Here is a 20,974-nt window from a genome sequence, read left to right on the forward strand (position 1 = left end):
CATCTCCTCTTACGAGTACAGTTACTAATCCTCCCCCTACATGCTCTTTTCCAATAAGTGTTACGTTTGCAGCTTTTACCATTGCGTCTGCCGCTTCTATTGCTGCTACAAGTCCTTTAGTTTCAATCATTCCTAATGCATTTAATGTTGCCATTTTCTTTTCCTCCTGAAAAATTTATTTTTTATTTCCGTAAATAATCTTAGCTAATTTCACCTCCTTGCTTTATATGGGCAGAATGTTTCTATATTTGTATTTAACTTCATTGTTATTTACCCTGCCTTTATGATTATATATCAAATATTAATCGGCAAAATAAAATAATAAAAAAGGAACTAAAAAATTAAATAATTTTCAAGCTCCTTTGCTCCAAATATTATCATGTTATTTTATATTCTATACAATATAATTTTGTAGATATATTACCGTTATACTTATTTTTTCCAATTAATAGTGTTTTTTATTTGAAAGCTCTATATACCACATTGTAAATATAACTTTGCTATATAGTATACCCTGTTTTTGAATTTTGTCAATAGTTTTAACTAATTTTTTTTAAATTCAGTGTGTCCGAGATTTTGGGCATAATCTATTAAAATAGAAAGCCCCCTCATTATTATCTCACTATCTGAAATAAGATAGCTACTATTAAAAATGCTGCTGCTACATATTCGGTAAATTTTTCAATTCCTTCTTTTTCCTGATCCAAAACATTTGAAGTCTTAGCTAAACCTTGACTTCTGTCAGGTTGAAGAAGAATTACTCCTATCATTATTACAGCCAATATTACTAAAGCTATTACTAAAAGATTTTCCAATATTATAATCCTCCTGCCAAATTTTGCTATTTTGATTTTTTCTGTTTCATTTTTTTAATTATAAATTCAATTATATAAAATTATTATATAGATATTATATAGAATTTCCGGCTTTTACTATTTCAGCGAAACTTCCCGCTTCAAGACTTGCCCCTCCGACTAATCCTCCGTCTATATCTTTTTGGGAAATAAGTTCATGAGCATTATCGGCTTTCATCGACCCGCCATACTGAACAGTTATATTTTCAGCAACTTCAGCTCCATAAAGGTCAGTCAATAATTTTCTTATGAAAGCATGTACTTCCTGAGCCTGTTCAGGAGTAGCTGTTTTCCCTGTACCTATAGCCCATACAGGTTCATAAGCAATAACTACGTTTGCTACACTTTTTTCACAGACTCCCTCAAGTCCTCCTATCAGCTGTTCCTTGACTACTTTTTCAGTAGTACCGTTTTCCCTTTCTTCCAATTTTTCTCCTATACACAGGATAGGTTTTAACTCGTGTTTCAATGCCGATTTTACTTTTTCATTGATAAACTTATCAGTTTCCCCGTAATATTCTCTTCTTTCGGAATGTCCTAAAATTACGTATTCCACTCCTAAATCTTTTAACATTAATGGTGAAATTTCCCCCGTATACGCACCGTTTTCATTAGGGTTCATATTTTGTGCAGCTATTTTTATATTGCTTCCTTCAGCTTCTTTCACAGCTGTTTCTAAAGCAGTAAATGGAGCCCCGATAACTACCCCTGCATTTTTTACATCTGCTACCAAAGGTTTCAATTCAGATATAAATTTTTTAGCTTCTTTAGCGGTTTTATTCATTTTCCAGTTCCCCGCAACTATCACTTTTCTCATTATTTTCCTCCATTTTATATAGTCTATATTTTTCTTTCCATAGTATTTTATCACAATTTACTTTAATTATCAAATATGTTTTATCCAATCGAATTATCTATTTGACAGATTATAAAATCAATTGATTGGATACCTATTTTTATCTCATTCAATTTATCTCATTCAATCTTTGAATTTTTCCGTTAATCAGAATATATGGCTTAATATGTCTTTTCTTCTTTATATTCCTTAATTATTTTATTTAAGGAACATAGACTGATAAAGTCAATGTATCTTCTCTTCTTTATATTCTTATTCGAAAAATCTTTCAATAACTGTTTTTAAAGCATCATCATTATTGGAAGTACTTTCAAATCTTGATATTTTCTTTATCTCTTCATTGGCGTTGGAAACAGCTACAGGCATACCCGCAACTTCCAAAAGGGGAATATCATTATAACTGTCCCCCACTGCGATTACTTCTTCCATTTTTATATTTGTCAATTCTCCCAGTATTCTTAATGTTTTTCCTTTATTTACATTCTTATTGGCAATTTCCAGAAAGACAGGTTTAGATATTGCTATAAAATATTCATTTTCATATTTTGATTTCATATGTTTTTCTGCTTCTTTTATTCTGTCAGGCTCGCTAATCAGCATACATTTGGTAGTTTCTTTTATCCCGTAATTATCCAATTCTTCAAGATTTTTAAATTCTACAAACTTCATTCCGCACAGCATTGCTTCAAATCTTGTGTTTTCAGTATCTTTACTCGCATATATAGTATCATTTTCATATAAAACCATAGGAATATCTATTTCTTGAGAAACATTGTATATTTTTTCTATATCTTTCCAGCCCAGTCCCTCATGAAAAATGACTTTCCTGTCGGACATATCTATCAGCTGACCTCCATTGAATGACAGTACATAACCGCCATATTTGTCCATTTCCAATTCTTTTGCATAGCTGAACATGGCAAAACTCGGTCTTCCGCTCGCCAGGACAAATTTTATCCCTTTTTTCTGGACTTCCTTTATTGCTTCGATATTTCCTTTAGAAATTGAATGTTCATCATTTAGAAGAGTTCCGTCCATATCAGTTGCTATAAGTTTATAATTCATAGTTTTCCTCCATTTTTATAATATATCTTTATAATTTAAATATTATTTATTAAATTAATATTACAACAATTCCATAAGTTTCTTCACATCTTCCCGCAAAGTTGCCCAGCTTGTAGCAAATCTTACAATCATATTATTTTCATCATATTTTTCCCATATGCTGAATACTACATTTTTGGAAAGTTCCTTGATTTTTTCGTTTTCCAATATTATAAATTGCTGATTTGTAGGGGATTTTAAATAAAATCTGTAACCTTTTTCTTTCAGTCCTTTTTTTAGAAGCTCCGACATTTCGACAGCATTTTTACTTATCCTGAAATACAGATTATCCGTAAACAAAGTATCAAACTGAACTCCTAAAAGTCTACCTTTTGCAAGTAATGCTCCATGCTGCTTTATAATTGTAACAAAATTTTTTGGAGCATTATTATGTGTAAAAACAATCGCTTCCCCCGACAATGCTCCTATTTTTGTTCCTCCGATATAAAACACATCACAGACTTCACACAAAAATTCCAAATCCACATCAGTATTTTCAGCTACCAGTCCATAACCTAATCTCGCTCCGTCTAAAAACAGAGGTATGTCATAATTTTGACAGACTTCATTGATTTTCAGCAATTCTTCTCTTGTATAAAGGGTTCCATATTCTGTGGGATGAGAGATATAGACCATTCCGGGATAGACCATATGTTCACGGTTTTGGTCATTATAAAAAGTTTTTATATATTCTTTCAGCTCATCAGCATTCATTTTTCCTTTATGATGAGGTAACGTCAGAACTTTATGCCCTGTCATTTCTATTGCTCCCGACTCATGTACATTTATATGACCTGTTTCAACTGCAATAACTCCTTCATAAGATTTTAGAAGAGCCGCTATTACTACAGCATTGGTCTGGGTTCCTCCCGTCAAAAAATATATATCAATATTATCATTTTTACATGCTTTTTTTATTTTCTCCTTTGCACTTGCAGAATATTTATCGGTTCCATATCCTGAAAGTTTTTCATCATTCGTTTTTATAAGGGCATTTAATATTTCTTTACAGGCTCCTTCCGTGTAATCATTTGCAAAATATAACATTTCTTTCTCCTTTAAACTATTTCTTTTCAACTATTTTTTCTTTACTTTAATTTTAGCAGATTTTATCTTTTCTTTATCTGTCTCTTTTTCTGCTTTTGCAAATAATTTCAGCCTTTCTTTTGCCTGTTTCATCCCCTGTTTTTCAGCTTTTTCATACCATTCTTTAGCTTCTTCATATTTTCCTTGAACTTCAAATATAGCTCCCAAATTATACATTCCGCTGCTATATCCGTTTTCTATTGCTTTGGTACAATATTTTTCAGCTTCTTTATAATTTCCCTCATTCAGATATAAATATCCCAGATTGTTCATTGCTCCTATATGCCCATTTTCTGCTGCTTTAATATACATTTCTTCAGCTTCTTTTTTCTTCCCCCGTTTATAGTACATAATTGCCAAATTATTCATTGCATTTGTATCACCTGATTTTTCAGCTTTTAAATAATGTTTCTCTGCTTTTTTAAATTTTCTTAAAGCATTGTATAAATTTCCCAAATTATAGTCAGCAAACTTGTCTCCTTTTTCCAATGCTTCCATATAATATTTTTCAGCTTTTTCATATTCTTTTTGGGCTTTATATATCATTCCCAAGCTGTTTAAAGCATTTACATTTCCCTCTTTTGCAGACTTTTTGTAATAATTTTCAGCTTCTTCAATTCTATCCAAATGATGATAAAGAAGAGCTAAATTATAGAGTGCTTCGACACTTCCTTTTTCTATAGAGGCAAGATAACGTTCTTCAGCTTTTTCATATTCCCTGTTTTCATAATAAGTTATCCCTATTTCGTTTAATGTCTTAGCATCGTATTTTTCTAAATTTTCATTTTTCATATTTCTAAAATCTCCTATTTTATATTTCATATATTTTATGCCCTATTTTATGCCTATCTCCTCTGATACTTCTCTTATTGATTTTCCTGAACTGTGATAATAGTCTATCGTATCTTGTTAAACTTCTAAGTAAATTTTTTACTTCCATTTTTTTCTATTATTTTTTATATTATATCATCTTTTTGAGATTTACTCTCTTTAACCTCTCCTTTTTTTATTCTAACATACATTGGATTTTATTTTCCGCTTTTAAAATCTTTATCATTCCTATTTATTATACATCATATTTTTCAAAATATAAAGTCGTTTTATTTCAATAATTTTACTTTAATTCCATAATTTATCCCGAAAAACTTACAAAATCACAAAATATTCTTTCGGTTTCTCCATATTTTCCTGCTTTTTTTATTGTGTACTTATTACATATGTACTTGTCTTAATCCGATATATTTAGTATAATTATTATATAGTATAAAAAACAGGAGATGATATAATGAAAACTGTTATTTTTTCACATCCTTGGGACAAAAGTTTTAATAAGGCCATTCTGGATAATGTTATCCAAAAATATGAAAAAGAGAATATTCAATACAATTTGATTGATTTATACAAGGATAATTTTAATCCTGTCATGACTGCCGAAGACTTGGAATTATTTTCAAAAGGAGAATACAACGACTCCTTGGTAGGAAAATATCAGGAATTTATAAAACAGAGTGATGAACTTGTCTTTATTTTTCCAATATGGTGGAGCATTATGCCCGCTATGATGAAAGGATTTTTGGATAAAGTCTTTCTAAGAGGCTTTGCTTATAAAGATACCGAATTTGGGATTAAAGGTCTGCTGGAAAATGTAAAATCCGCCAAAGTAATTACAACTGCAATTTCTCCAAAACTTTTTATGATAATTTTAGGCTCAATAAACTGGCTGTTTAATTTTGGAATTACAAAATCCGTAGGAATTAAAAAATTCAAATGGCTACATATTTCATTGAAAACAGAAAATACTGATGAGAAAAGGAAAAATTCCCTTGAAAAAGTCAAAAATTTTATTGTAAAATAAACCCTGTTCGATAATTTTATATAAAAATTATCTGTATAAAAATCAATAATAATATAAAATAATAAATATAATAAAATAGTGCTGTTTCTAAATTTTTATTTTTAAAACGGCACTATTTTTTATTTTCTAATTTATTCTTTTATTTTTTCAACTCATTTACTTTTTTTCAATTCATCTTCTTTTTTTAGTTTTACTTTTTTCCAATTTTATTTTTTTTAATATTTTAAAATTTCTTTAGAACATTATCTCTTATTTTACTCATTTACTTTTTTTCAATTCATTTTCTTTTTTATTTTATTTTTTTTAATATTTTAAAATTTCTTTGGAATATTATCTTTTAATTTCACTCATTTACTTTTCTAATAAATTTTGCAAATCCTTTTTCTCCGTCTTCATTGTTTTTGAAAACTCCACAATTTTCAAGGACTTTTGAAAATGTTTCTCCTATGGCATTTTCAATAAATTCATCTAAATTACTTTCAGCAAGATTTTTTATTTTATGCTTTTCCAAATAATATTTCAACCATTCAGTATGTTTTCTCAAATCTTCTCTTTCATTCATTTTTCCGTAGCAGGAAGTATAATCATGATTATTTTTAAATTCTTGAGAGTTCTGTACTTCTTTTATGATTTTCTTTATCTCCGCCATTTCCTCCTTGAGCCTGCCCGGCAATACAGCCAGTCCCATTACTTCTATCAGTCCTATATTTTCCTTCTTGATATTATGGTGTTCACTGTGAGGATGAAATATACCGAGAGGATGATTTTTATTTGTAAGATTATTTCTCAGAACGAGATCAATCTCAAATTTCCCGTCTTTAAATCTCGCAATAGGAGTAACAGTATTATGTCTTTCCCCTTTCGTATTCGCATAAATATCCAGCTTTTCCGCATTGTAGTCTATCCATTTTTTCAGGATTTTATCGGATAACTCAATCAGTCTTTTTTTCTCTCCTGTCAGTCTTATAACTGACAAAGGCCAGTTCAGTATTCCAGCTTCGACATCTTCAAAACCGCTGAATACAATTTTTTCTTTTATTTTTGCTCTTTCCATTGGAAATATGTGTCTGCCTGCCTGAAAATGGTCATGGGAAAGTATGGAACCTCCTACAATAGGTAAATCGGCATTTGAGCCGATAAAATAATGAGGAAATATATTTACAAATTCCAGTAGCCTCTGAAAAGTGGATTTATCTATTTTCATAGGTCTATGCTCATGGGAAAATACTATGGAATGTTCATTATAGTATGTATATGGAGAATATTGGAAATACCAGTATTCATTTGTCAGACTGAGTCTTATCGTTCTATGGTTCTGTCTGCCCGGGTGATCTATTCTTCCCATATATCCTTCATTTTCCTTATCGAGCAGTCCTTTCGGATAATTTACTGAAACCTTATCTTTTGCCATTGCAATGTCTCTCGGGTCTTTTTCAGGCTTGGAAAGATTTACAGTTATTTCAAGATTTCCATAACTATTTTCGTAATTCCAGTGAATATTTTTTGAAATTCTGTCCATTCTTATATAGTTACTTTTTCGGGACAGTTCATAAAAATATTCTGTAGCCTTGTCTATTCCGTAATTATCGTATTTATCCCAAAATTCTTTTCTTATTTCCGAAGTTCTCGGAATTACCTGACCCATTATTTTTGAATTCATTAAATCCTGAAAAGTAACAGTATCATTTTTCAGTCTTCCGTTTTCTCCCGCCCATTTTACTATGTTATTTAATATCTCATAGGGATAGTCAGTATTTTCGACTTCTTTTTTTATGCTGTTTATTTCTTCCTCGGAAAATTCTCTGTATGTATCAAGCTCTATCGCTCCTGCTACCATATTTGTTATGAGTATTCTGTCCTGCTCATTTACAAGTCCGTTTTTTATGGAATATTCTATAAGTTTTTCAATTTCCGAGCATATATCCATATTATCCACATTCCTTTCATATAATTGATATTTTATATCCTGTCTAATATTTTCTGTTTTGCTCCCATTTCCATGCGGATTTTATAATTTCTTCAAGATTATATTCAGGTTTCCAGCCTAATTCCTTTTGGGCTTTTTGCGAATCAGCCACAAGAACGGCAGGGTCTCCCGCTCTTTTTTCCACTTCGTCCACTCTAAAGTCTCTTCCTGTAACTTCTTTTACTTTTTCTATAACTTCCCTGACACTGTAACCCTCTCCGCTTCCAAGATTATAGTTGAGACTTCTGTTTTCCTTGAACATTTTTTCCATTCCTAAAATGTGAGCCTTTGCCAAATCATATACATGGACAAAATCTCTTATACATGTTCCGTCTTTTGTATTATAGTCATTTCCGAATATTTTTATACTTTCCCTTTTGCCGTTTGCAGCCTGTAATATTAGAGGTATCAGATGTGTTTCGGGAATATGGCTTTCTCCTATCAGTCCGTTTTCATCACTGCCACTTGCATTAAAATATCTGAGAACTGTACTTTTCAGGTTGTATGCAGTATCATAATCTTCAAGTATTTTTTCGACTGTCAGTTTTGTTTTCCCGTAAGGATTTATAGGGAGCTGAATATGAGTTTCGTCTATTTTTTCTTTTTGAGGCTCTCCAAATGTAGCAGCAGTAGAGCTGAATATAAATTTATTTACTTTCGATTCTATCATTTGGTCTAATAATTTCAACACTTTTGCGACATTATTATCATAGTATTCGGACGGTTTCTGAACTGATTCTCCCACTTCGATAAAAGCCGCAAAATGCATAACTGCGTCTATTTTTTCCTTTTCAAAAACTTCTTTCAGTTTTTCTTTGTCCCCCAAATCTCCCTCAATAAGCTTTACATCAAGGATTTCCGCCACTTTCTTATAACCTTTCGACAGATTATCATAAATTATCGGATTATATCCATTTTTTTTCAATAAATTTACAGTATGTGAGCCTATATATCCGGCCCCTCCTACTACTAATATATTCATTAAAATGCTCCTTTCATTTCGTTTACTCAAAAATATTAAATTTGTATACTGTCTTACTGTAATATTTTTCCCCTTTTTCCAATATTTTCGCTTCAAATTTTTCTTCATTCACTCCATTAGGAAAATCCTGCGTTTCAATAGCCACACCTAAATAGCGTTTATTACTTTTCCCGTCGTTCCGACCGTCAAATACAGACACATCATCCAGATAATTTCCCGTGTATACGACTACCGTACTTTCAGTAGTATATATTTTCATTTCTATTCCGCTGTATTCCGAATAAAGCACAATCTGCGGTTCCTTTTTTATTCCTTTAAAATTCAGCACAAAAGGGTGGTCATACGCCCTTGTTATCCGAAACTGGGAATGACTTTCCTTTATACCGTCTTTTATGATTTTGCCCTTTCGCAAATCAAAGACAGTATTTGCAACGTTTATAAATCTTCCCACAGGTATCAGTCCGTCATTTAGCTCGCAGACATTGTCCGCATCTATTTTCAGTATTTGCTCATCTCCGTTTTTTTCGGTATTTCCCGACAGATTAAAATATGTATGATTGGTCAGATTAATATACGTTTTTCTGTCCGAAACCGCGTTATATTCTATCATCAGTTGATTGTCCTCATCTATCCGATAAGATATTTTAAATTCCACTGTGCCGGGATAGCCCTCCTCTCCGTCAGGACTTGTATAGGACAGTTCTATCCCATTTTCAATTTCTCTCACATCAAAAACCTTTGTATTAAGTCCTTCATTTCCTCCATGGAGAGAATTTTCCCCACTATTTTTAGCCAGCTTATATATCGTACCGTCAATGGAAAATTGGGCGTTTTTTATTCTTCCCGCGGTTCTTCCTATTACTGCACCTGCATACGAGTCGTTTCCGATGTACTTTTCTATATCACTGTAACTCAAAACTATATTTTTAGACTTTCCCGCTCTGTCTTTTACAAATATACCGTTTATAATTCCGCCAAAATTTAATATATTTACTTTAAAATCATTGCCGTTTTTTAATTCATATCTGTATATTTCCTTTTCTTTGTATTTGCCAAATAAAGTTTTTCTTATAGTAATCATAATTCTCTCGGCCCTTCACTTACTTCCACGATGTAAAAATCTGCGTCATATCCTATTTTATCTCTGTATCCTTTACCTACATTTTTTATAAATTCTTCAGCTTTATCTTTTTTTACTATACTTACAGTGCAGCCTCCAAAGCCCGCTCCCGTCATTCTCGAACCTACTGTTCCGTCCTGTTTCCATGACAGCTCGACCAATGTATCGAGTTCTTTCCCCGTAACTTCATAATCATCTCTGAGGGAGATGTGAGATTCGTTCATCAATTTTCCAAATTCTTCGAGGTTTCCTTTTGTCAGTTCCTTTTGGGCTTTCAGCGTTCTCTGATTTTCATAGACTGCGTGTTTCGCCCTTTTTCTGTTAGTTTCATTTTTTATTAATTCTTTATTTTTTTCAAACTCTTCTATGGAAAGTTCTCCCAAAGCTTTTATATGGAGTTTTTCCTGAAGTTCTTTCAATGCCTGCTCACATTCGGAACGTCTTTCATTGTATTTGGAATCCGCAAGACCTCGTCTTTTGTTTGTATTTGATATTATTATTACCTCGTCTTTCAGTAAAACAGGAACATATTCGTATTTTAATGTATTGCAGTCGAGTAAAACGGCATTGTCTTTCTTTCCCATTCCGACTGCAAACTGGTCCATTATTCCCGAATTTACACCGATAAACATATTTTCCGTTTTCTGTCCTAATTTTACCATTTCTATCATATCAATATCCAAACTAAAAAGCTTTTTCAGCACTACGGCAGTGAGTATTTCAATGGAGGCTGACGAAGAAAGTCCCGCCCCGTTAGGTATATTTCCATAAAACAGTATATCAAATCCTCTGTCTATTTTATATCCCGCTTCTATAAACATTTTTATTATTCCTTTAGGATAATTTACCCAACCGTGTTTTTTCTCATTTTCGAGCTTATCCAAACTGAATTCTATTATACCGTTTTTTTCAAAATTTTCAGAATACATTCTGAATTTTTTATCATCACGTAATTTTACAAGTCCGTATGTTCCTCTGTCTATTGCACAGGGAAAAACATTTCCGCCATTATAGTCTGTATGTTCTCCTATAAGATTTACTCTTCCGGGAGAAAAAAATTCTCTTTCATATTTTACTCCAAATACTTCAAGAAATTTTTCCTTTAAATCTAACATCTTTATCCTCCCTGATAAAAATATTTCTGTTTCCGTATTTTAAACTTTATATTTATTCAGTTATTTATTCTTTCTGTATTTCAGTACATCTATGGCAACTGCTGTTATTATTATTATACCTTTTATAATATACTGCCAGTAAGGGCTTATTCCTATATAAGTAAGTCCGTAGTTAATCAATGTAAATATTATAACTCCTGCCACTACTCCCGATATTTTTCCTACTCCTCCGCTGAATGACACTCCTCCAACGACACAGGCTGCAATGGCGTCCATTTCGTACATAAATCCTAAGTTATTTGTCGCAGACCCTATACGTGCAGCTTCCAGAAATCCTCCTATTGCGTACATTATTCCTGACAGCATATAGACTATTAATATTGTTTTTGCGACATTTACTCCCGATACTCTCGCAGCTTCAGGATTTCCTCCCACTGCGAACAGGTTTTTCCCGAATACTGTCTTATTCCACAATGTCCACATAAATATAATGGCGATTATCGCATAAATTATAAGATAGGACAGTCTTAACTGACCGAACTGAAACAATGCTCCCTGAGCAACTTGCGAATATTTTCTGTCAAATCCTGCTACAGGCGAAGCTCCTACAAAGTCAAAATATAATGAATTTATCCCGTAAACTATAACCATTGTTCCCATTGTAGCAACGAAAGGCACCACGTCCAGTTTCGCAACTATAAGACCTGTTATAAGCCCTATTAATGCACCTACGACTACTACAAGAAGCAGTACTAAAGGTATAGGCAATGTTGGTAATCCTTTGAATACTTTATTTACATTTGTCATAGCCTGTAACAATGTCGCCGACACAAGTGCCGCCATACCTACCTGTCTCCCTACCGATAAATCCGTTCCCTGCGTTACGATAAGTCCCGCTACTCCGAGTGCTATTATTATTCTCACTGACGACTGTGTCAGGATATTCTGTATATTGAGCAGGCTCAAGAATGAAGGGTCTTTTATCACTATTGCAACTAACAGTATCAGTAATACAAGATAAATTCCCCCATTTAATACTAAATTTTTCAAATCAAAAGACTTTCCATTTTTATTTACAATTTTCTCTGCCATTTTTTCCTCCTACAAATATTTAGCTGTCAATTTCAATATTTCTTCCTGAGAAGTTTCCGAAGTATTTACTATCCCTGCGACTCTGCCGTTACTCATAACGAGTATTCTGTCGGTTACTCCGAGTAATTCAGGCATTTCCGATGAAATCATAATAATACCTTTTTCTTTTTCAGCTAAATTTATCATTAATTGGTATATTTCAAATTTTGCACCTACATCTATTCCCCTTGTAGGCTCATCCATAAGTAATATTTCAGGTGCCGTGAGCAGCCATCTTCCTATTATTACTTTCTGCTGGTTTCCCCCTGAAAGACTTCCTATGTGAGTTTTCTGCGACGGTGTCTTTACATGCATACTGTCAATGACCCATTTTGTGTCTTTTTCTATTTTACCGTCATCGAGTAATCCAAACAATGCTTTATAGCTTTTTGTATTGGAAATAATCGAATTGAACTTTATATCCAGCATCGAATAAATCCCTGTAGCCCGTCTTTCTTCCGTTATAAGTGCCAACCCATTTTTTGTGGCTTCTTTAGGATTTTTTATATTTACAGTTTTTCCGTGTATTTTTACAGTTCCCGACTTTTTCTCGATAACTCCGAAAAGAGTTTCCACTATATCGGTTCTTTTGGAACCTACAAGTCCTGCAATCCCGAGTATTTCACCTTTTCTCAACGAAAAAGAAACATCTTCTATCGATTTAGCTCTCTTAGCCGTAAGGTTTTCCACTTCCAGTATGACTTCTCCCGGCTTATTTGTCTTTTCAGGAAATCTGTTCGTCAAATCCCTACCTACCATAAGATTTATAATCTGGTCGGTATTCAAATCTTTCACTTTTTGTGTAGTAACCCATTTACCATCCCTAAGTATCGTTATTTCATCACATATTTCGGTTATTTCTTCCATTTTATGAGAAATATAGACTATCCCTATACCGTTTCCCTGCAATTTTCTTATAATCCTGAACAGGTGTTTCACTTCATTTTCCGTAAGGGAAGAAGTCGGTTCATCCAAAATCAGTACTTTGGAATCATAGGAAACAGCTTTCGCTATTTCCAGCATTTGCATTTGGGAAACCGAAAGTCTGCTTACTTTTGTTCTCGGATCTATATCTATATCCAGTTTTGCAAATATTTCCTTTGTATCCTTGTACATTTTATCTTCATCTATAAATAAACCTTTTTTAGGGTATCTTCCAAGCCATATATTGTCCATTACATTTCTCTGGGTAACCTGATTCAGCTCCTGATGTACCATTGAGACGCCTTTTTCAAGAGCATCTTTTGAATTTTTAAATTCTATCTTCTGACCTTCCAAAGATATTTCCCCTGTATCTTTTTTATATATTCCGAAAAGACATTTCATCAATGTAGACTTCCCTGCCCCGTTTTCTCCCATAAGTGCGTGTACACTGTTAGGACGTATTTTCAAAGTAACGTTATCCAGTGCTTTTACCCCGGGAAATTCCTTACTTATTCCTTCCATTTTCAAAACAAATTCGTGTCTATTCTGAGATTTTTCCATCTGTTCACCTCTTCTAAAAAATATACCGCAAATAAAATTTATAAAGTTTTTATTCACGGTATACAATCTAAGTTAATTATTCAATTATTTTTTAAATTGTGCCAAGTTTTCTTTATCTACACCAACATAAGGAACTCTAACCGCTTTATCTTCCAATTTCCATGATGTACCTTCCAATGGATCTTTTCCATTAGCTAAATTTCTTGAAAGCTCCAATACTGCTTTTGCTTGGTTTGTTCCGTCATTCAATACTGTTCCTGTTAATTCTCCCGATTCTATCAATGTTAGTGCTTCCTGTAGTGCGTCTACTCCGAATACAGGTAATTTTTTCTGATGTGCTTTCATGGCTTCCAATGCTCCCAATGCCATACCGTCATTATTTGAAATTACAACTTCTATTTTAGAACCTGTAGGTCCTGCCAACCATGCATCCATTTTATCTTTAGCCTGAGCTGCGTCCCACATTCCTGTGTCTTCCTGTAATTTTTCAGTTTTAATACCTTTGTCATTCAGCTCTTTTACTGAATATGTTGTTCTTGCTTCCGCATCAGGATGTCCCGGTTCCCCTTTAATCATAACATACTGCATAACTCCGTCTTTGTTTAAATCAAGAGCAGGATTTGCTTTCCACACTTTTTCTATCAGTTGCCCTTGAATTATTCCTGATTCTTCAGGTTTTGTTCCTACATAATAAGCTTTGTCATAAGTTTTTAAAGCTTCTGTTCCCGGATCCTTATTAAAGAACACTACAGGAATATTTGCCGCTTTTGCTTTGTCAATGATAGTTTGCCCTGCCGCAGGGTCTACTAAATTAATCGCAAGTACATTTACACCTTTTGAAAGAAGTGCGTCTACCTGTTCATTTTGTGTTGCCTGACTGTTTTGTGAATCATTCATAATCAATTCTATATTTGCATCTTCTTTGGCAAATGCCTCAAGGTCTTTTCTCAATGTTGCCATAAAGTTATCATCATATTTGTAAATGGTAACTCCTATTTTGATTTTCTTACCTCCTGCATTCCCTCCATTTGCATCCTGTTTCTTCTCTCCTCCGCACGCTAACAGCATAAACATTGCCAGCATAACCAATAAAATTTTTTTCATTCTTTTCACCTCTATAAATTTTTTTTATTACTTTGTTTTATTGCCGTTTTATTACCTTGAATATTTTAGATATATAATTTCAAGATTTCATAAGTTTTTCTCCTGTAAAAAGATTACCCGTAATAAGGGATATTGCTCCGTAAATCCCTATCATATCATCCAATGCCGAAGATACTATTTTTATCTTTTTCATAAAATCTTCGAGAAGCATTTTTTCTACGCCTTTCCTGAAATTATCCATATAAAGTTTTTCAGTCATAAGTATATCTCCTGCCACTACTACATTGTCAATGTCTAGAACATTAAGTATGTTTCCTATTACTTTTCCCGTCTCACAGGCAGCCTCTTTTACAATCGAATAATAAGGTTCTTCTTTATGTTTGGAGCGATTGTATATCCTGTCGATAGTTACTTTCTCTTTGGGATTATACTGTCCTTTCTGCTCCATTTCCCATATTACTTTGTTTATAAGAGCCTGTTCGGAATATTCTGTTTCAAGGCAGCCGAATTTCCCACATCTGCACTGGATAGTGGAACTTTCTTTTACTATGAAATGCCCTATTTCTCCTGCTCCGCAATTACTCCCTTCAAATATCTTTCCGTTCAGGAATATTGCTGAACCTACACCGTTTCTTATATAAAGCATCATAAAATTTTTCATATTTCCCGCACAGCCGTACATATGTTCAGCAGTAAGCATTGCCCGCACATCATTTTCAACAATCACCCGAAGATTAAATTTTTTTTCAAGTTCTTTTCGGATTTCCAGTTTTTTCCACTTGAAGTGGGGGGAAAATATAACCGTGCCTTTTTTTCTATCCACAAGTCCGTGAGTTGCAAGACCCATTCCTATAATAGATTTTACTCCAAATTTTTCGATCACTTCCGAAATTCCCTCATAAAGCAGCTCAAGAACTTTTTCCTGAGTTTTGAAAGCAAATTTCCTCTGTCTTATCTGTATAATTTCACCGTCCAAGTGTGAAACTACTATGTTCACAAAACCTACGCCCAAGTTTATCCCGATAATTTTTTTATATTCCTTATTGACATTCAGTGTCATTCTCGGTCTTCCTCCCGTCGACCGAAGATATTCATTTTCTATTATGATACCTTGTCCAATAAGTTTTTTTATCGCTTTGGAAATTGCGGCGGGAGTCAGTTCCAGCTGATTTGCCAAATCCGTCCTCGAAACTTTTGGATTTTTCATTACTCTTTCAAGAATTTGATAGTCTGTCAGATTTAATTTTCTGATTTTTGTATTTTTTTCTTTCTGCATTGAGATTCATCCTTTTCACACTTATAATATACCCAACTTTTTTAACTTTTCAAAAAAAAGTTTTCGTTTTCCGTTTAACTTTTTTAACTTTTTTCAAAATTTATATTTCAAGTTATGTTTTATATATTATATCACATTTTTACTTTTTTAACTTTTAAAAAATATTTCTTTTGGAATTTGATTTTTATATTTTTGGAGTAAAATCTGTCATAGGAATGGAGCTTACAATTCGCGGGCTTGTGGAGAAAATTAGGATATTTATTTTAAAAATTTTTATTCAAAAAATTTTTGTTTTATAAAAATCACTTGAAAAATACACAAGCTTATTAGATTTTATAAAAAAAGGTACTTCTAAAAGCACCTTTTCTTTTTATTTATTAGTTTAATATTTATTTTACTGTAATTAATTATATTTTTTTATTGCTTTTTCCCTGCAATATAATTTTCTTCTTTTTTCACTTTTCCACTCTCATCGTAAAATATCCACTTGCCGTCTTCTTTTCCTCCTCTGTAATTTCCCTCTACGATTTTTGTTCCTTTATCGTCATTTATTACTACAGGACCGTTTAACTGTCCGTCCAAATATGAAAATGTCGTCGATATTTTCCCGTTATCAAAATACACTGTCCATGTACCCGTCTCTCTGTCATTCTTAAACTCCGATTCAAGTTTCTTATTACCGCTCTCATAAAATTCACTCTGTTTTCCTTCTTTTAATCCATTAACAAAGTTCATCTTCTTGCTTTCTTTTCCATTTTGATAGTAATATGTCCACTCTCCCTCTGCCTGACCGTTTTTGAATTTCGATACTATCTGTTTCTGTCCGTTTTCATAATATACTGTGTACTCTCCTTCTTCTTTTCCATTTACATATGTCGCTACTATTTTCGGTTTATTTCCTTTGTAAAATTCCTTATAGTTTCCGTCAAGTTTTCCATTTTTAAACGTCTGGTCTACTGCTGTTTCTCCATTATCATAGTAAACATTTACTTTTCCCTCATATTTATTATGTTTAAATGTACCTTTTTCTTTTTCTTTCCCATTTTCATAATACGATACCGCTTCCCCCTCTTTCGAGCTTCTTCTGAAATTTACTTTAGAAGCCAGCTGTCCATTTTCATAGTAAAGTTTTACTTCCCCCTCAAGTAATCCATTCTTATATTGTCCTTCTTCACTTATTTTTCCGCTCTCATAATATTTCTTGTATGTTCCTACAGGCTTATCATTTTCATAGGCAAATTCCTGCTGTACTTTTCCGCTCGGATACAGGTATATCCATTTTCCTGTTTTCTTTCCGTCCTGTGTATAGTGTAAATCCGCAAGTTTTACTCCCGTATCGTACACTACCGCTATATCTCCTGTAAGTTTGTCATTTTTGTAATTTCCTGTTTCCCTTACTTTCCCGTTTTCATAATTTATCTTGTAGGCTCCCTCTCTTTTTCCGTTTACGTAGTTTACTTCCGTTTCAATGTTTCTGTTAGGATAATAAGCCTTGTATATTCCTTCGAGCTTTCCTCCCTTATATGTCCCCTCTGCCCTTATTTTTCCGTCCTCATAATAGACTTTATATGGTCCTTCTTCAAGTCCGTTTGAGTATATTTTTTCTATTAGGGTTTTATCTTCCTCATCGTATACAAGCCACTGTCCCTCTCTCTTATCATTTAAAAAGACTCCTTTGCCTATTACTTCTCCTGCTCTGTTATAATAAAAATAGTTCCCTTCTCTCAAGCCCTGTACATACGGAATTCTTTCTTTTATTTTTCCGTTGTCATAATAATATATTGTTTCTCCGTCTCTTTTTCCGTTTGTAAATTTCATTACTTCACTTATATTTCCATTGGCATAAGTTTCGGTATATGTGCCGGTATAAGGCTTTTTATCTTTTGTAGATATTGCCGTTTCCGTTTCTCTTTCATTATTTTTATATGTTGCATTTATTTCTATACTTCCGTCTTTTCCGTACCATTTATATGTTCCCTCTATCTTATCGTCTTTTACGCTGTAAACTTCTTTCAGTTTGCCTGTTTCATAGTATGTTTTGACTTCCCCTTCTATTTTACCGTCCTTTGCTGTTTCTATCATTATGATTTTATCATTTTCATCCCTTGTTATCACTTTTCCGCTGTAAGCTTTTTCTTCTCCGTATCTATAGACTTTTCCGTCTATCACTTGTAAATCGTCTGCTTCCACTCCTTGTGGATTTGTCTTGTTTATATCTTCATTATTCTGACCTGAACCGCAACTTAGCACAAGTATAAGTAAGGTCAGAAACATTATTATTTTTTTCATTTTTACTCTCCTCTTAGAATGTTGTCGTTACTGTTACATAACCTCTGTGGTCATCTGCTTTCATTAAACTTCTCCCGCTGTCCGTCTTTGCTATTCCTGCATCCAATGTTATTTTTTCTCCGTAATATCTTATCCCCATTGAATAGCTTGATAATGTTGTTATTTTACCCTTTTTCTCTCCATTTTCATTATAGTTGTTTCTTACTTTTCCTAAGTCTGCTTCTACATACGGTCTTATCTTATACATAAACTGCCCCATTTTGCTTCCACTGTTTGGAAGTATGTAGCTAAGTTCTATTTTTGTACTGTATCCCATATCTCCTGACACTGTTGTCGGAAATCCCTTTACTGTGTTAAAGTCTCCTATACTGTATTTCTCCGTTGAAAACAGGGCGTCTTTTGAATACTGTCCATTAAATGACGTTCTTAATGTTATTCCCTGATTTTTAAAATAGAACGGCTTATAGTAGCTAAGATTAAGATTTATCTTCCCAAATTCGTATCTATTGTCGGACGGTTCTATTGCTCCCGTAGGCATTGTTCCCGCATTGAATGAATTATCTTCCTTTGCTCTGAAGCCTTTTATCCCTTTGGAATAAGATAAATTATATGACATTATTCCTTTAAAAGGTTTAAACATTCCGTTTAATCCTATACTTGCTACTGTTATGTTTCTGTCCTGCGTTTCAAGTCTTCGGTCTGCTACATACGTTCTTTCTCTTTTTACATCAAGTCCCATTGTCAAGTTCAGTTTTATATTTGCATCCCTGTACAGAAGTTTTGTTGCATTGACTCCATACTGGCTGCTTTTGGATAACAATGTGTAATTCGTTGTACTTCCCGTCACTAAACTGTTTTCCCTACTTTTATTATATGAAAGACCGAAAGTCCAGCTTTTAAAAGGAAATGAATAACCTGCTGAATAGCTTTCCGTATAATCGTCCTTATGTTTTTTGTCTTTTGACAGTTTCCCCATATCCCCTCTGTAGGACAGATATATGTTATCATTTATCCCAAAGAGGTTATCATATTCTACTGTCGTTTTATATTTCTGCTTGTTTTTTTGGGTATCTTCATAATTTAATATCAGTCTTACAGGTTTTTCTTTTTCTGACTCTATTATTATTTTTGAATATCCCTGTTTTGTCCCCGGTACAATATTTATTTTTGAGTTGTTTGACTCTACTCTGTTAAGGTTGTCTATTCCGTTATCTATATGGGATATGTTCAGCACTTTCCCTTTTTCATTCGTAAATCCGAAAAATACTCTTCTTCTGTCTTTTGCCGTATCTTTATCAAGCACTATTTCCTCTATTTTCCCTTCCAGTGCTACAAGTTTTATTGCTCCGCTTTGCAGGTTCTGGTCAGGCTCAAGGTATATCCTTGTTGTTATATACCCTTTTCTTGTATACTCTTCATTCAGTCGTTTTACTAATGTTCTCAAATCAAGTATATTTATTTCCGTATTTTTATACTCATTTATTATTTTATTTATTTTTTTAGGATTTACCAGCGGTTTTATATGTCCTGTAGGAGTTTTCAGCATTATTGTTTTTATCATAAATTTTGGCAGCCCGCTTGTATCAGCATTTTCTTCAGGTTCTTTTATTTCTTCCTGCAAATCTATCAATCTGTCCCCTTCAAAAAATTCTCTCTGATTTTTTGGAAGTTCATTTTTCAGTATTCTTCCTTCTGAAAATGACAGACTGTTTATAGCCGTTATTAAACTAAGTATTAGTAACGTTTTCTTTACTTTTATCATTTCCTATTCGTCTCCTTATTAAAATCCAAACTGGTATCCAAAATTCAGTGTAAATCTTCTGAAATTCGCAGTTCCTCTATCCTTAGTCCCGTCATATCTTGTACCTTTTATTTTTGCCGTATTTACCTGATAGGAGAGTCCTGTTGTAAATCCTTTATATGTAATTCCTGTTCCTATTGAATAATACATTCCGTTTTCAGCTTTCAAATCTTTTAATTTGCCTTCATCAAGCATTGCTCCTGTTGCCTTGCTGTATGTTTTATATTTGCTCTGATTGCTTCCGTTTACGTTGAATGAATAACCTAAGTCGGCTTTGATATACGGTACTATGTCCGAGCTGTTTCTAAAGTTATATTTTACTGTCGCATAAAGAGGTATCGAGTCATAAAGATTAAAGGAATCTACCTCTACTCTTAAGCTGTTATCTTCTACATCTGTAAATTTCTTTAATTTACCGTGTTTCTGATAAGCAAGTCCGACACCCAGTTCAGTATTTTCAGTTACTAAATATCTGTATTCGGCTCCCAATTCGTAAGAAAACTTAGCTTTTTTTGACGGAGTTACGTCAAATTTAGGGGCAGGGGATAATCCCGCTTTAAATTCTACTATGTTGTTTTCCGCAAATGCTGCCGTACTCAATGTTAAAAGTCCTAAGACTGTAATTAGATTTCTTTTCATTTTGTTTCTCTCCTTATTCAGATATATTTCAGTTTTAAAAAACTGCTAAAATTTTTTATATAAAATATATAACTGAATTATACCATATTATTTCTTTTCAAAAAAGTATATCAAGAGAATTTAAAATTGATTTATCATTAAAATTTCTCTCACTAGAAAATCACAAACTCACTTCGTTCAGACAGTGATTTTTTTTACGCTCTTTCTGTTATTCTTGTTAATAACTCTTTTCCTTCTTTTTTTTCTCTTATTATTTCCAAATTCCAATTTGACGCACTGTAGATTATCCTCATTTTACATACTACATCTGA

General features: G+C 33.0%; 18 protein-coding genes. 1 reads left to right on the forward strand and 17 read right to left on the reverse strand.

Going from position 1 to position 20,974, the window contains the following annotated elements; translation table 11 throughout:
* The 6 genes from ACO5J6_RS09745 to ACO5J6_RS09770 all read right to left on the reverse strand — a co-directional run.
* The coding region (locus ACO5J6_RS09745) for a BMC domain-containing protein (RefSeq protein ID WP_485643694.1) at positions 1-154 on the reverse strand (154 nt) is incomplete at its 3' end.
* A gap of 460 nt (positions 155-614) precedes the next feature.
* On the reverse strand, positions 615-818 hold the full coding sequence (locus ACO5J6_RS09750; protein WP_485643695.1) for a preprotein translocase subunit SecG: 204 nt from the start codon (positions 816-818) through the stop codon (positions 615-617).
* A gap of 91 nt (positions 819-909) precedes the next feature.
* Positions 910-1,671: a triose-phosphate isomerase gene (tpiA, locus tag ACO5J6_RS09755; protein WP_485643678.1), complete on the reverse strand. Its 762-nt coding sequence runs from the start codon at positions 1,669-1,671 to the stop codon at positions 910-912.
* 291 nt (positions 1,672-1,962) lie between these two features.
* A complete protein-coding gene (locus tag ACO5J6_RS09760) occupies positions 1,963-2,775 on the reverse strand; it encodes a Cof-type HAD-IIB family hydrolase (RefSeq protein WP_485643679.1) in 813 nt (270 codons plus the stop codon).
* A gap of 60 nt (positions 2,776-2,835) precedes the next feature.
* Positions 2,836-3,861: a threonine aldolase family protein gene (locus ACO5J6_RS09765; protein ID WP_485643680.1), complete on the reverse strand. Its 1,026-nt coding sequence runs from the start codon at positions 3,859-3,861 to the stop codon at positions 2,836-2,838.
* A 30-nt stretch (positions 3,862-3,891) separates the two neighbouring features.
* A complete protein-coding gene (locus ACO5J6_RS09770; RefSeq protein ID WP_485643681.1) occupies positions 3,892-4,692 on the reverse strand; it encodes a tetratricopeptide repeat protein in 801 nt (266 codons plus the stop codon).
* 493 nt (positions 4,693-5,185) lie between these two features.
* Here ACO5J6_RS09770 and ACO5J6_RS09775 point away from each other — a divergent pair, with 493 nt between their 5' ends.
* Positions 5,186-5,755 carry an NAD(P)H-dependent oxidoreductase gene (locus ACO5J6_RS09775; RefSeq protein WP_485643682.1) on the forward strand — a complete coding sequence of 190 codons (570 nt, stop codon included), beginning with the start codon at positions 5,186-5,188 and terminating at the stop codon, positions 5,753-5,755.
* A 343-nt stretch (positions 5,756-6,098) separates the two neighbouring features.
* Here the strand turns inward: ACO5J6_RS09775 and ACO5J6_RS09780 are convergent, their stop codons facing one another.
* The 11 genes from ACO5J6_RS09780 to ACO5J6_RS09830 form a co-directional block, all read right to left on the reverse strand.
* A complete protein-coding gene (locus ACO5J6_RS09780) occupies positions 6,099-7,682 on the reverse strand; it encodes a UDP-glucose--hexose-1-phosphate uridylyltransferase (protein ID WP_485643683.1) in 1,584 nt (527 codons plus the stop codon).
* A gap of 43 nt (positions 7,683-7,725) precedes the next feature.
* Positions 7,726-8,703: a UDP-glucose 4-epimerase GalE gene (gene galE / locus ACO5J6_RS09785; RefSeq protein WP_485643684.1), complete on the reverse strand. Its 978-nt coding sequence runs from the start codon at positions 8,701-8,703 to the stop codon at positions 7,726-7,728.
* 22 nt (positions 8,704-8,725) lie between these two features.
* Complete coding sequence (locus ACO5J6_RS09790; RefSeq protein WP_485643685.1) at positions 8,726-9,784, reverse strand: aldose epimerase family protein; 1,059 nt, start codon at positions 9,782-9,784, stop codon at positions 8,726-8,728.
* Complete coding sequence (locus tag ACO5J6_RS09795; RefSeq protein ID WP_485643686.1) at positions 9,781-10,938, reverse strand: galactokinase; 1,158 nt, start codon at positions 10,936-10,938, stop codon at positions 9,781-9,783. Before ACO5J6_RS09795 ends, ACO5J6_RS09790 begins: the two co-directional genes overlap by 4 nt.
* Positions 10,939-10,998: 60 nt before the next feature.
* The gene (gene mglC, locus ACO5J6_RS09800) at positions 10,999-12,030 is read right to left on the reverse strand and encodes a galactose/methyl galactoside ABC transporter permease MglC (RefSeq protein ID WP_485643687.1); all 1,032 of its coding nucleotides are present in this window, start codon (positions 12,028-12,030) and stop codon (positions 10,999-11,001) included.
* Between the two features lie 9 nt (positions 12,031-12,039).
* Positions 12,040-13,554, reverse strand: a complete 1,515-nt coding sequence (gene mglA, locus ACO5J6_RS09805) for a galactose/methyl galactoside ABC transporter ATP-binding protein MglA (protein WP_485643688.1) — start codon at positions 13,552-13,554, stop codon at positions 12,040-12,042.
* Positions 13,555-13,638: 84 nt separating this feature from the next.
* Positions 13,639-14,658: a galactose/glucose ABC transporter substrate-binding protein MglB gene (gene mglB / locus ACO5J6_RS09810; RefSeq protein WP_485643689.1), complete on the reverse strand. Its 1,020-nt coding sequence runs from the start codon at positions 14,656-14,658 to the stop codon at positions 13,639-13,641.
* Between the two features lie 79 nt (positions 14,659-14,737).
* A complete protein-coding gene (locus tag ACO5J6_RS09815) occupies positions 14,738-15,934 on the reverse strand; it encodes an ROK family protein (protein WP_485643690.1) in 1,197 nt (398 codons plus the stop codon).
* A 417-nt stretch (positions 15,935-16,351) separates the two neighbouring features.
* A complete protein-coding gene (locus tag ACO5J6_RS09820; protein WP_485643691.1) occupies positions 16,352-18,223 on the reverse strand; it encodes a toxin-antitoxin system YwqK family antitoxin in 1,872 nt (623 codons plus the stop codon).
* Between the two features lie 13 nt (positions 18,224-18,236).
* Complete coding sequence (locus tag ACO5J6_RS09825; RefSeq protein ID WP_485643692.1) at positions 18,237-19,985, reverse strand: ShlB/FhaC/HecB family hemolysin secretion/activation protein; 1,749 nt, start codon at positions 19,983-19,985, stop codon at positions 18,237-18,239.
* An 18-nt stretch (positions 19,986-20,003) separates the two neighbouring features.
* Positions 20,004-20,663 (reverse strand): outer membrane beta-barrel protein, encoded by a 660-nt coding sequence (locus ACO5J6_RS09830; protein WP_485643693.1) that lies wholly within the window; start codon positions 20,661-20,663, stop codon positions 20,004-20,006.
* Positions 20,664-20,974: the final 311 nt, after the last annotated feature.

Source organism: Pseudoleptotrichia sp. (assembly GCF_057270515.1).